A 12,591-nucleotide genomic window follows, 5' to 3' on the forward strand; every position below is an offset into this window, starting at 1 on the left:
AGCGGGCGCAAAGCGCCCGCCCGCTTATCAGATAAGTTCCAGCGCGATCAGTTCTTCGATGGTTTGGCGGCGGCGGATCAAACGCGGCTCGCCGTTTTCGAACAGCACTTCAGGCAACAGCGGACGGCTGTTGTAGTTGGAGGACATCGATGCGCCGTAGGCGCCGGTATCGTGAAACACCAGATAATCGCCGATCTGCACCGGCGGCAGCTCGCGGGTTTCCACGCCGCCGCCCGCCTGCTGGGTGAAGACATCGCCGGATTCGCACAGCGGCCCGGCGATCACCGTGCCGCGCAGCGGTTGTTCCGAGGTGTCGCGCCCATCGGCCGGCAACAGCGAAATATGGTGATAGCTGCCGTACATCGCCGGGCGCATCAGATCGTTAAAACCGGCATCCACCAGCACAAAGTGGCGGCTCCCCATGTCTTTTACCGCCCGCACCTCGGCCACCAATACGCCCGCCTCCGCCATCAGGAAACGTCCGGGTTCAATCTCCAACTGCACCGGGTGCCCCAGATGCGCGGCGATGCGCTCACGCGCCCGGTTCCACAAACCGAAATAGTGTTCGGTATCGATCGCCTCTTCGCCGTACTGATACGGGATAGACAGGCCGCCGCCGGCGGAAATGGCGCTGATGTCATGACCGAGATCGATCACCTGCTGCACCATCGCATCGCAGACGCGCTCAAGATGCTGGTAATCGACGCCGGAGCCGATATGCATATGCACGCCGATCAGCTTCAGGCCGTAGCGGCGGATCTTCTCCACCGCCTGCGGCAGGTCGGCATACCAGATGCCGTGCTTGCTGTTCTCGCCGCCGGTGTTGGTTTTCTGGCTGTGGCCATGGCCAAACCCCGGATTAATGCGCAGCCACACCGGATGCCCCGCGGAAGCCTGGCCGAGCTGATCCAGCATATCGATGGAACCGGCGTTGACCGGGATCTTCAATGCGCTGACGCGCGCCAGCGTCGCATGATCCAATACGTCCGCGGTAAACACGATATCGCTCGGCTCACCGCCCGGCTGAAAACCGGCCTGCAACGCCCGCTCGATTTCGCCGAGCGACACCGAATCCACTTTCACGCCCTGCTCGCGCATCAGGCGCAAAATATGAATGTTCGAACAGGCTTTCTGCGCGAAACGGATAGTGTCGAAGTGGCGCAGCTGAGCGATGCGCTGGCTGATGATGTCGGCATCATAAGCCCAGACCGGGCAACCGAAGCGCTGCGGCAAGGCCAGCAGGTTAGCGGCGTTCAACGCGGTGGAGGTGTCGTGCAACGGGCGTGGCATGGCGATATTCCCAATTCGAAAGTAACGGCAGATAAGGCCATAGTGCCGCACGCTGAATCGGGTGGAAAATATCTATTTAGCCGTAGTCTATTCATTTATGATATAGCTTTCTCTACAGTCGAGCAGCCTCGTCATGCACAGCATCTCTTTGCGGCAGATAGAAATCTTTCGGGCGGTGATGACCACCGGCAACCTGACCGAGGCGGCGGCCCTGCTGCAAACCTCGCAACCCACCGTCAGCCGTGAGCTGGCGCGCTTTGAGAAGCTGATTCGGCTGCAGCTGTTCGATCGGGTTCGCGGGCGCTTGTCCCCCACGGTGCAGGGCCTACGGCTGTTCGAAGAGGTGCAACGCTCCTATTATGGCCTCGATCGCATCGTCAACGCCGCCGCCGGCATTCGCCAGTTTCAGCAGGCGCAGCTGTCGATCGTGTGCCTGCCGGTATTTTCCCAATCGCTGCTGCCGGCGGTGTGCCGGCCCTTTATCGAACGTTACCCGGAAGTCAGCTTCAGCGTGATCCCGCAAGAATCGCCGCTGCTGGAAGAGTGGCTGTCGGCCCAGCGCCACGATCTGGGGCTGACGGAAACCACCCTGACGCCGGCGGGCACCGAGCGGGTGACGCTGATGACGTTGAATGAAGTCTGCGTGCTGCCGACGGGTCACCCCCTGCTGGCAAAAGACCTTCTGACGCCACAGGACTTCACCGGGCAGAACTTTATCAGCCTGTCGAACACTGACAGCTATCGCCACTTGCTCGATGCGCTGTTCGCCGAGCAGGGCGTCGAGCGCCGCATGGTGATGGAAACGCACAGCGCGGCGTCGGTGTGCGCCATGGTGAGAGCCGGCGTGGGGGTCTCGATCGTCAACCCGCTGACGGCGCTCGACTATGCCGGCAGCGGCGTGCACGTGCGGCCATTCAGCATCGACGTGCCGTTCACCGTCAGCCTGATACGGCCGCTGCACCGCCCTTCATCGGCGCTGGTGACGGCCTTTATCGACCATCTGCATCAACAGGCGGCACTGTTCTCCGCCCGCCTGGCCGCCGCCGTCAAACGGTGAAAACGGCGTGGGAATGTTGCCGCGGCCTTAGCGCAGCGTCGCCTGCCACTGCGGATCGCTGGCGAACCATTCCACCAGAAAGTCCAGCATGGTGCGCAAGGTGGCGGGCATTTGTCGGCGTGAGGTGTAGATGCCGTAGATACCCATCGATTGCGGCCGGTAACCCGGCAGCAGCTCCACCAGTTCGCCGCTGGCCAACAGCGGCGCCGCCGAATAGTAGGGCTGCAGGGAAATGCCCGCCCCCTGCACCGTACCGGCCATCAGCACCACCGATTCGTTGGCGCTCAGGTTGCCGCTGACCGCCACCGCCGATTTCACCCCCTGAGCGTCGAAATGCCACAGGCTTTTGCCGAAATAGGAATAAGTCAGGCAGTTGTGTAACGCCAGATCCTGCGGCTGGCGCGGCGTGCCGTGCGCCGCCAGATACGCCGGCGCGGCGCACACCACCGACGCGCAGGTGGACAGCGGCCGGGCGATCAGGTTGGGATCCAGCTCATTGGTGATGCGCAGCGCCAGATCGATGCGCTCTTCCACCAGGTTCACCGCCCGGTTGTTCATCTGCAGATCGACCGCCACCTGCGGATGACGCTTCAGATACTGGGCGACGGCCCCCACCAGCGCCGTTTGCCCGAGCGATTGCGAACAGGTGATGCGCAGCAGGCCGCGCAGTTCGTCGCTCTGCCCTTCCTCCACCAGATCGATTTCCCCCGCCAGCGCCAACATTTGTCGGCAGCGCTCCAAAGTACGCTCACCGGCGTCGGTCAGACTAAGCTTACGGGTAGTGCGGTGCAGTAAACGCGCCCCGGCCCATTGCTCCATCTGGGCCAGGTAGCGAGTGACCATCGCGCGCGACATCTCCAGCGTTTCCGCAGCGGCGATCATGCTGCCGCGATCGACGATGGTGACAAAAACCTCAGCGGCGGTAATGCGATCCATGATTAGTCCGATTTATGCAACGAATAATTGCTTATTATCCGGTTTTTCTATCGCTTTATGCAACCTAACATCATTACAACATTAACCGATACCTAAGGACCTCTGCCCATGTTTAAGAAATCACTGTTAACTCTGGCCTTCACCGGCGTCGCCACCCTGAGCACCTACGCCACTGCTGCCGATACCCTGACCATGGAAGTGTATAACCCGGGCGAGAAAAGCGTGTTCCCGGTGTCTTCAGAAATCATCAGCGGCAAACACGAAGTGGCGCTGATCGACGCACAGTTCCAGCGCAACGATGCCGAAGAGCTGGTGAAAAAGATCAAGGCGACCGGCAAGAAACTGACCACCGTCTACATCAGCCACTCAGATCCGGATTTCTATTTCGGTCTGGACGTGATTAAGGCCGCTTTCCCGGAGGCGAAAATCATCGCTTCGCCTGGCACCATCAAGGACATTAACGCCACCAAAGACGGCAAAATCGCCTACTGGGGCCCAATCCTGAAAGACAACGCGCCGAAAACCGTGATCGTGCCGCAGCCGCTGCAGGGCGACAGCTTCACCATCGACGGTCAAAAAGTGGAAGTGAAAGGCCTGAACGGCCCGACTCCCGATCGCACCTTCGTGTGGATCCCGGCGCTGAAAGCGGTCGTGGGCGGCGTGGCGGTCGCCGGTGACAATATCCATCCGTGGATCGCCGATAACCAGAGCGTAGAATCGCGCCAGCACTGGCAGCAGACGCTGAAAAACATCGAAGCGCTGAAGCCGCAGGTCGTCGTGCCGGGCCACTTCCTGCCGGGTGCCGCACAGACGCTGGCATCGGTGCACTTTACCCAAAAATACCTGACCACGCTGGAAGCCGAACTGCCGAAAGCCAAGGATTCCACCGCGCTGATTGAAGCGATGAAAAAGCACTACCCGACGCTGAAAGACGAATCGAGCCTGGAACTGAGCGCGAAAGTGCTGAAAGGCGAGATGAAGTGGCCGCAATAAGCGCCCGAGCGTGATTGAACCAGCCCTGGCGCCGCGGCGGCTTGCCGCGCGCCAAGCGAGGAGTAAAAATGACCGAAACCACTCTGCATTACATTTTCGATCCGCTGTGCGGTTGGTGCTACGGCGCCGCGCCGCTGGTGAAAGCGGCTCAGAGCCTCCCCGGGCTGAAGGTCGTGCCGCACGCCGGCGGCATGATGACCGGCAACAACCGCCGTCAGATTACCGACGAATGGCGCAACTACGTCATTCCGCACGACAAGCGCATCGCCGAGATGACGGGCCAGCCTTTCGGCGAAGCCTATTTCAACGGCCTGCTGCGCGACACCACGGCGGTGATGGATTCCGAGCCGCCGATCACGGCTATCCTGGCGGCGGAAAAACTGGCGGGACGCGGGCTGGACATGCTGCACCGCATTCAGCAGGCGCACTATCAGGAAGGGCGACGCATCGCCGACACGCCGGTGCTGGAAGCGTTGGCGAAAGAGCTGGGGTTGCCTTCGGCGGCGTTTATCGCCGAAATGCGCTTCAACAGCGGTGCGCCGACCGCGCAACACATCGCGGAAAGCCGGGCGCTGCTGGCCAAAGTGCAGGGCCAGGGCTTCCCGACCTTTGCGTTGCAGGATAGCGAGGGCCAGCTGCACCTGCTGCCGGCCGGCAATTATCTGGGCAATGTGGAAGCCTGGAAGAATCTGTTGGGCGCCGCCGCGCTGGCGTAACCCTTCTCGCCCCGGCCACCGGGGCGGGTCATTCGACCCGCACGAACCGCCCTTCCGCCCGCACATTGTGGCCGAACCCGCAATCCCCCGCGTATGCATCTCCAGCGCTTGCTCGCCAAACGCCATCGTCACGTCGCAGACCTGCGCGCTTTCCGAGTCATGTTGATGGTAGACGGCCTTGCCGTGCTCAATGGGCAGCTCGGCGGTGAAGTCGCCCATGTTCGGGCCGTAATACAGCCCCATCTGCGGCATGGCGTAGCCGGAAAAATCGATCAGCCAGCGCTCGCCCTGCGGCTTCACCACCACTTCGCTCCACACGCCGCGCCCGGCGTATTGCCAGTACACGCCGCCCGGCCCCTGCGGCTGCGGCCGCTGCGCCAGGCGTTGGCGCAACAGACTCATGTTGTGCTGCGATTTGTCATCGTGCGGCGCCAGCGCCAGATAGGCCTGCGCCTTGAGCAATTCACCGGCGTGCATCAGCGACAGCGCCACGTTGTTGTAAGCCGTGGCGACAGCCTGCTCGCTCAGACCGCAAAACTCGCTCCAGGCCGCCTGATCGCGAAAGATGTCGGCGGCTTTGGCGTAATCCTGGCGCTGATAGGCCTTTTTTCCCAGTTCGGCGTAGCTCGCCACCTTTTGGCAGTCGGCGGCGATGTCCGGCTCGTCAATGTGCGCCCAGACCCGGGCGCTGGCGAAGACGCCGCAGGTCAGCAACAGGGGAAACCAAGCCTTCATCGTTTATCCTTTCTGCAAAAATTCGGCGCCAGTATAACCGCCCGGCGCCGGAGTGTATGCCGCAATTGCGCTCACCTGCGCGCCGCCGGCGATTCAGCCGCCTTATTTCAAACGGTTAGCGGAGTCAAAACTGCTTACAGTCGCGGTTTGTTTGTTACCGGCCCGCAGCCCATGCTGAACAAAATATCGCAATTATCGAGCCGTTATGAACGCAACCCCCTTGCAGAGACACGCCATTTGGCAGTTGATCAAACCCTTTTGGGTGTCGGAGGAACGATGGCGCGCCTGGATGATGCTGATCGCCATCGTCGTCCTGTCGCTCGGCCTGGTCTATATCAGCGTGCAGATCAACCAGTGGAACCAGGTGTTCTACGACGCGCTGCAGAACAAAAACTACCCGGTATTCAAGGCGCAGCTGTGGCGCTTTACCTATCTGGCGCTGATCTTCATCGTGCTGGCGGTCTACAAGATCTACCTGACTCAGGGGCTGCAGATGCGCTGGCGGCGCTGGATGACGGAAAGGTTCATGGGAAAATGGCTGGCGCACCAGGCGTATTACCACACCGAGCAGCAGCAGATCGTCGATAACCCCGATCAGCGTATCGCTGAAGATCTCAACGTGCTGACTCAATATACCCTGTCGCTGTCGCTCGGGCTGCTCTCCAGCCTGGTGACGCTGTTTTCCTTTATCGACATTTTATGGCACGTCAGCGGGCCGATGACCTTCGCGCTCGGGCAACACGCCATCACCTTGCCCGGCTATATGGTGTGGTTCGCGCTGCTGTATGCGGTGTTGGGATCGCTGCTGATCTGGTGGGTCGGCAAACCGCTGGTCATGCTGGGCTTCAACCAGGAACGGTATGAGGCGAACTTCCGTTTCGGCCTGATCCGCATCCGCGAAAACAACGACGCCATTGCGCTGTACCACGGCGAACCGCGCGAGGCGCAGCAGTTGGGCGACCGTTTCGACACCATTCGCAGCAACTGGTGGGCGATCATGCGCATCACCCGGCGGCTCAACATCGCCACCAACTTCTACGGCCAGTTCGCCATCGTGTTTCCCCTGCTGGTGGCGGCGCCGCGCTACTTCTCCGGCGCCATCCAGATGGGCGGCCTGATGCAGATCGCCTCGGCCTTCGGCCAGGTGCAGGGCGCGCTGTCGTGGTTTATCGACGCGTTTAACGATTTGGCGACCTGGAAAGCCTGCGTTAACCGTCTGGCCGGCTTCAACGCCGCCGTCGATCAGGTTCACCATCAGCCGCGCGGCATTCAACTGCGGGAGGAGACCGCCCATCCGTTAACGCTGGACAACCTCAGCCTGCACTTGCCGGACGGCCAGCCGCTGCTGACCGGCGCCGAGATGACGCTGCAACGCGGCGATCGCCTGCTGATCGTCGGGCCTTCCGGCTGCGGCAAGTCGACGCTGCTGCGCGCCATCGCCGGTATCTGGCCTTACGGCGCGGGCGCCATCGGGGTAGAGGGCAACGCCAACATGCTGTTCCTGCCGCAGCGCAGCTACATTCCGATCGGCACGCTGCGCGAAGCGCTGAGCTACCCGAGCCTGGCGTCGGAATACAGCGACGCGCAGCTGATGCGGGTGCTGGAAAACTGCCGCCTGAAGCACCTGCAGCGCTGGCTGGACACCTCCGCCAACTGGAGCCATCGCCTGTCGCCGGGCGAGCAACAGCGGCTGGCCTTCGCCCGCGCCCTGTTGATTCGCCCGAGCATCCTGTTCCTCGACGAGGCCACCAGCGCGCTGGACGACGAAACCGAGCAACTGATGTACTGCCTGCTGGTGGATGAACTGCCGGACGTGACGCTGGTCAGCGTGGCGCACCGCAACAGCGTGGCGAAATACCACCAGACCTGCTGGCGCTTCAGCCGCGGCGAAGACCAACCGGCGCGTCTGGCGCTGAGCCCGTTGCCGGCCTAACTCACGTAGCCGGGCGCGCCCGCGCCCGGTTTTCGTTCAGATGCCGTCGGCCTGCGCGTCTTCGCACTTCACTCGGCGGCGTTCATGCCACAGGCTGGTCAGGCCGCGTTTACCGCACGCCAGCGCCACCTCGCGAAATTCATCCAGGCTCAGTCCGTCACGTTCCAGCATCATTTCCGCCGCCAGCTGCATGTTGACGCCGGTCAGCACTTCGCAATCACCCCGCGCATCCGCCAGTTCACAGGCGCTGCGAAACGGCGAACCGCCGAGCATGTCGGTCAGGAACACCACGCCGTCCGGCTGCGCCACCGCGACCAGCGCCGAGCGTAAGGCGTCCCTGAGCTGCGCGGTGCTCATCTGTTCGGGGAAATCGACCGCCGCGCAATGTCGCTGCGGCCCCACCACCTGTTCCACCGCCTGCAGCAGCCCGGAGGCAAAGCCGCCGTGGCCGGTAATCACAATGCCTGGCATATCCCGCTCCTCACAAAATGCCGATAAATTTGCCCGCCACGCCGATCGCTACCGTGACGCCAATCAGCTTCACCGGCGAGAATCCGCGCTTCATCAGGAAGAAAATGAGCAGCGTGAAGCACAGCGGCAGCAAGTTGGGCATCAACTTGTCCAGCACGTCGGTCTGCAGTGCCACGCTGGCCTTGCCGGCATGCATCACCAGCGGCGTGGACAGGTGCACGTACGAGGCCACCAGCGCGCCGATCACCGTCATGCCGACAATGGAAGCGGCGTGAGAAATGCGCCGGGTATGGGTCTTCAGCAGCGCCAGCGCGCTGGTGCCGGCCTGATAGCCGTAGTGCGCCAGCCCAAAACGCAGGCCGAAGTGGAACAGGTTGAACAGCAGCAGGAAGACGATCGGCCCGAACAGGCTGCCCTCCAATGCCAGCGAAGCGCCTATGCCGGCGCAGATTGGCAACAGCGTCAGCCAAAACAGCGCGTCGCCGATACCGCCGAGCGGCCCCATCAGCGCCACTTTCACCGCGCGAATAGTGGAGATCTTTTCCTTGTTCTGCTCCATCGCCAGCACCAGGCCGGACAGGAAGGTGACGTCGAACGGGTGCACGTTGATAAATTCCATGTGCATCTTCATCGAGTTGGCCAGATCCTGCGGGTTGCGGTGGATCTTGCGCAGCGCGGGGATCAGCTGATACAGCCAGCCGCCCGCCTGCATGCGCTCGTAGTTGAACGACGCCTGCAGCAGCAGCGAACGCCAGGCCATGCGGTTGATGTCGCCGCGCGTCAGCGCTTCGGCGGGCCGGCTGTCCAGATAGTCGTCCTGCTCCACCTGGCTGGTGGCCAGCGCCTGCGCCATACGCTGCTCGGCCTTTTGCGCCAGCAGATCGTCGGAATCGTTAAATGCCATCTTCGGCGTCCTCCTGCGGAGCGGGCCGGGCCGTCGCCTCTGCCGCGCCGCGTTGCGTGTTGAAGAAATCAATCAAAGCGATCGCCAGGGCGCCCAGCGCCACCGCCAGGATCGGCAGCTTGAGAAACGTGACCGAGATGAAACCGAGGATAAAATAGGCTACGTAGGTTTTTTTCATCATCACCTTCATCAGCAGCGAGAAACCGATCGCCGGCATCATGCCGCCCGCCACCGCCAGCCCGTCCAGCAGCCAGCCCGGCGCTTTCTGCACCATGGCGCTGGCCGCATCGGCGCCGAAGTAAATCGGCAGGAACGCCACCACGAAATAGAAGATGAACAGAATGCCGATGCCGAGATAGTTCACCCGTTCGATGCCGCGCCAGTTCAGCTCCTTCACCATGCGATCGCAGCGGTGCATCATCGGTGAGAACAACGTAAACAGCAGCGTGATGCAGCCCTGCACCGCGATCGAGAACGGCACCGCCACGCCGATCGCCACTTTAGGATCGGCTTTGGTCAGAATGGCGAATGCGGTGCCGATCACCCCGCCGATCACCACGTTAGGCGGTTGGGCTCCCGCCAACGGCACCATCCCCATCCACACCAGCTCCAGCGTGCCGCCCACCAGCAACCCGGTATAGACATCGCCCAAAATCAGCCCCACCAGCGGCCCCATCACTACCGGCCGGTGGAAGTGGGTCAGACCGTCGAACAGGTCAACCCCCGCCAGCCCGGCCAACAGCGCAATCAATAACGCATCCGTCAACATGCTTTCCCCCTGGCTCAAAAGAGCAGTTTGCCGATCGCCTCACCCGCTTCATCCGGCACCCGGCGCACTTCGCACTCCACGCCCAGTTCCGCCAGCGCGCGGAACGCGGCCACGTCGCCGTCGTCCAGCGACACCGTTTTGTGCACCTGCCGCTTCCCCTCGGCGAAGTGCATATTGCCGACGTTGACGAAACGGATCGGCACCCCGCCGCGCACCAGCGTCAACACGTCCTGCGGCGTTTTGCACACCAGAAAGATCTTCTGCCGATCCGCCGCCTTGTGGATCACGTCAATGGTTTTCTGCAGCGTGAAATAACGGGTCTGCACCCCTTCCGCCACCACCATGTCCATCAGGTTCTGCTGCACCGGATCGGCGGCGGCCTCGTCGTTGGCCACCACCACCAGGTTGGCGCCGAGGGTATTGGTCCAGGTCACGCCCACCTGGCCGTGCACCAGGCGATTGTCAATGCGGGTCATTAAAATGTTCGGCATGCTAGCGGCCCTCCGGGTAACAGGCGGCGTGGTAATCGTCGAGTACCTGCGTCACTTTATGCAGCACCCACTCCTGCGGATCGGCGCTCAATTCGCCGGCATTCAGCGCCCGCGCCTGATCCGGCAGGTACTGGCTGAGCAGCGCCAACGGCGCCGGGTTGCGGCGCAGGTTATCCAGCAAGCCGTCGACCGCCTGCTGCACCTGCGGCTGCGGCCAGTAGTAACGCACCCGATCGCTCAGGCTGTAGTGGCGATCGAGATACTGTTGGAGCGGCGTGCCGTGGTAATAGCGGCTCCACTGCTGCGGCTGCTCGCGCATCACCTGTTCCAGCGTGGCGCGCAGCTGCGACGACTGGCGTTCCCCCAGCCATTCACGCTCGATGCGATCGAGGGCGAACAGCGCTTCTCGCAGCGCAAAGGTCAGCGCCGGCCCCACCTTCAGGATGGCGAAGTGATCGCGCACCAACTGGCGATAGGCCTGCGGCGGTTGGTAATCCGTAGAGTGCGCTTCATAGATCATGCCCGGCTGCCGTTCGATGAAATGGCTCAATGCGTCGGCGCGCTGCGGCTGATAACGTTCGACGCTGTGGTGATCGAACTCGACGCCCGGCTGCACCACCAGCGCAATGGTTCGCTGCCAGGCATCGTTCAGCTCGGCTTTTTGCCAGGCGATACGGTGCATTTCCAGCGTTTGCGCCACCGCCTGCGGCGTGGTGACCTGCAGGCCCGCCAACGCCTCCTGCGCCCCGCCCGGCACCGGCACCTCGGTGCCGATCACATAGACCGGCGCTTCGCCGCCGCTCTGCGCCCAGGCGCGTTCCGCCACCGCGCACAGGCGCGCCGCACGCTCGGCGACCGCCGCATCTCCCAGGGGCGAGGGATCGCCGGCGCACGACATGGAACAATCGAGATGAATTTTGCGAAATCCGGCGCGAACGTAATCGTCGATCAACGTTTCCGCCAGCGCCATCGCTTCCTGAGCCGGGCGATCCTGCCAGGCGTTCGGCCCCAGATGATCGCCGCCCAGCCACACGCGCTCGCGCGCCAGGCCAACCTCATCCGCCAGACGCCAAAGCGCATCGCGGAACTGGGCCGCCGTTTGGCCGGTATAGCCGCCGAACTGATTGACCTGGTTGGAGGTCGCTTCCACCAACACCGGCGTGCCGCGGCTTTTAGCCTGCCGCAGCGCGGCCTTCAGAACCCAGGGATGGGCGGAACAGACGGAAAAAATCCCGACCGGCATACCGGCCTTGTGCTGCTCGACAAGCTGTAACAAGTGCTGCATGAAGCCCCCATGCAGGCGCCGTGCTACCGATCGGCGATGATGACCTCCACGCCCAGCTCGGTTAACGCCCGCTCGTAATCGTCCGGAAGACGGCTGTCAGTGATCAGCCGATGGATTTGTCCGGCTTCGCGAATCATGCAAAAGCTCTTGCGACCGAATTTGCTGGCATCCGCCACCGCGATAATCTCGCGCGCCACCTCGCACATCACGCGATTGAGGTGCGCTTCACCGGGGTGAGGCGTGGTGATGCCGGCGCTCAGATCGAACCCGTCGACGCCCAAAAACAGCTTGTCGAAGCGGTACTGACGCAATTGCTGCTCGGCAGCCGGACCGTAGAGCGAGTAAGAGTTGCGGCGCACGCTGCCCCCCAGCACCATGACTTCCACCCCGTCGTTTCCCGAAAGCTCATAGGCAATGTTCAGCGCGTTGGTCATCACCACCAGATCGCGCCGCCCCTTCAAGAACGGCACAATCTGCGCGGTGGTTGAACCGGAATCGAGGATCAGCGCCTCGCCGTCGCGCACATAGCCGGCCGCCGCGTTGGCGATCAGCGTTTTGACATCGCGATTCAACCGCCCTTTGTCCCGCAGCGGCCGATCGAAAGCGAATTGCTGATTGAGCATTGCGCCGCCGTAAGCGCGCAGCGCACACCCTTTTCGTTCCAGAAAGCGCAGATCGTTGCGGATCGTCACCGTGGATACTGCAAACTGTTTGCTGAGCTGTTCCACACGCACGCTGCCGTGCTCGCATAACAGATCGATGATGTGTTCACGTCGCTTTGCGGTATTCACTGGCATGAGCTGCGGTCCTCAGGTTTCCGGTATCGCCGGGGAGAAGATGGCTTTCGCTCTACTGCGCTGGCATTACAGCAAAGCGAAAGCAATGAAATTGTGATCGGGCTTACAGCCCCGTTTTAGCAAAAAAACCGCCAAAAAACCTTTCGAATCGAAACGAATCGAAAAGCAAAAAAATGGAATGGGAGAAAAATGAAATGCCATGACGAGCATGAGC

The 12,591-nt window shown here is 62.1% G+C and carries 12 protein-coding genes and 1 pseudogene; 4 read left to right on the top strand and 9 right to left on the bottom strand.

Annotation, left to right across the window (positions count from 1 at the left end; translation table 11 throughout):
- Positions 1-27 precede the first annotated feature (27 nt).
- On the bottom strand, positions 28-1,290 hold the full coding sequence (gene lysA, locus SERRSCBI_RS19185; protein ID WP_042785279.1) for a diaminopimelate decarboxylase: 1,263 nt from the start codon (positions 1,288-1,290) through the stop codon (positions 28-30).
- Between the two features lie 133 nt (positions 1,291-1,423).
- Here lysA and SERRSCBI_RS19190 point away from each other — a divergent pair, with 133 nt between their 5' ends.
- A complete protein-coding gene (locus tag SERRSCBI_RS19190; RefSeq protein ID WP_042785280.1) occupies positions 1,424-2,347 on the top strand; it encodes a LysR family transcriptional regulator in 924 nt (307 codons plus the stop codon).
- Positions 2,348-2,374: 27 nt separating this feature from the next.
- On the opposite strand, the gene SERRSCBI_RS19195 is transcribed toward SERRSCBI_RS19190, so the two are convergent.
- Positions 2,375-3,283: a LysR family transcriptional regulator gene (locus tag SERRSCBI_RS19195; protein ID WP_033644836.1), complete on the bottom strand. Its 909-nt coding sequence runs from the start codon at positions 3,281-3,283 to the stop codon at positions 2,375-2,377.
- Between the two features lie 108 nt (positions 3,284-3,391).
- Between SERRSCBI_RS19195 and SERRSCBI_RS19200 the strand changes: the two genes are divergently transcribed.
- Both SERRSCBI_RS19200 and SERRSCBI_RS19205 read left to right on the top strand, forming a co-directional pair.
- Positions 3,392-4,276, top strand: a complete 885-nt coding sequence (locus SERRSCBI_RS19200) for an MBL fold metallo-hydrolase (RefSeq protein WP_033644835.1) — start codon at positions 3,392-3,394, stop codon at positions 4,274-4,276.
- Positions 4,277-4,344: 68 nt separating this feature from the next.
- Positions 4,345-4,992 carry a DsbA family protein gene (locus SERRSCBI_RS19205; protein WP_033644834.1) on the top strand — a complete coding sequence of 216 codons (648 nt, stop codon included), beginning with the start codon at positions 4,345-4,347 and terminating at the stop codon, positions 4,990-4,992.
- A 28-nt stretch (positions 4,993-5,020) separates the two neighbouring features.
- Here SERRSCBI_RS19205 and SERRSCBI_RS25170 read toward each other — a convergent pair.
- Positions 5,021-5,727, bottom strand: a pseudogene (locus tag SERRSCBI_RS25170) (tetratricopeptide repeat protein).
- A gap of 205 nt (positions 5,728-5,932) precedes the next feature.
- Here SERRSCBI_RS25170 and SERRSCBI_RS19210 point away from each other — a divergent pair.
- Positions 5,933-7,660 (top strand): ABC transporter ATP-binding protein/permease, encoded by a 1,728-nt coding sequence (locus SERRSCBI_RS19210; protein ID WP_042785281.1) that lies wholly within the window; start codon positions 5,933-5,935, stop codon positions 7,658-7,660.
- Positions 7,661-7,696: 36 nt separating this feature from the next.
- Here SERRSCBI_RS19210 and agaF read toward each other — a convergent pair whose 3' ends face one another.
- The 6 genes from agaF to agaR are packed head-to-tail and all read right to left on the bottom strand — an operon-like array spanning position 7,697 to position 12,377.
- The gene (gene agaF, locus SERRSCBI_RS19215; RefSeq protein WP_033644830.1) at positions 7,697-8,131 is read right to left on the bottom strand and encodes a PTS galactosamine/N-acetylgalactosamine transporter subunit IIA; all 435 of its coding nucleotides are present in this window, start codon (positions 8,129-8,131) and stop codon (positions 7,697-7,699) included.
- Between the two features lie 10 nt (positions 8,132-8,141).
- Positions 8,142-9,035 carry a PTS system mannose/fructose/sorbose family transporter subunit IID gene (locus SERRSCBI_RS19220; RefSeq protein ID WP_033644827.1) on the bottom strand — a complete coding sequence of 298 codons (894 nt, stop codon included), beginning with the start codon at positions 9,033-9,035 and terminating at the stop codon, positions 8,142-8,144.
- Positions 9,025-9,804: a PTS N-acetylgalactosamine transporter subunit IIC gene (gene agaW / locus SERRSCBI_RS19225; RefSeq protein ID WP_042785282.1), complete on the bottom strand. Its 780-nt coding sequence runs from the start codon at positions 9,802-9,804 to the stop codon at positions 9,025-9,027. The genes SERRSCBI_RS19220 and agaW overlap by 11 nt, the downstream gene beginning before the upstream one ends.
- Before the next feature lie 14 nt (positions 9,805-9,818).
- Complete coding sequence (agaV, locus tag SERRSCBI_RS19230) at positions 9,819-10,295, bottom strand: PTS N-acetylgalactosamine transporter subunit IIB (protein ID WP_004931808.1); 477 nt, start codon at positions 10,293-10,295, stop codon at positions 9,819-9,821.
- Between the two features lies 1 nt (position 10,296).
- Complete coding sequence (locus SERRSCBI_RS19235; protein WP_042785283.1) at positions 10,297-11,580, bottom strand: D-tagatose-bisphosphate aldolase, class II, non-catalytic subunit; 1,284 nt, start codon at positions 11,578-11,580, stop codon at positions 10,297-10,299.
- Between the two features lie 23 nt (positions 11,581-11,603).
- Positions 11,604-12,377 carry a transcriptional repressor AgaR gene (gene agaR, locus SERRSCBI_RS19240; RefSeq protein ID WP_033644822.1) on the bottom strand — a complete coding sequence of 258 codons (774 nt, stop codon included), beginning with the start codon at positions 12,375-12,377 and terminating at the stop codon, positions 11,604-11,606.
- Positions 12,378-12,591: the final 214 nt, after the last annotated feature.

Origin of the sequence: Serratia sp. SCBI (assembly GCF_000747565.1) — a bacterium.
Classification (GTDB): Bacteria; Pseudomonadota; Gammaproteobacteria; order Enterobacterales; family Enterobacteriaceae; genus Serratia; species Serratia ureilytica.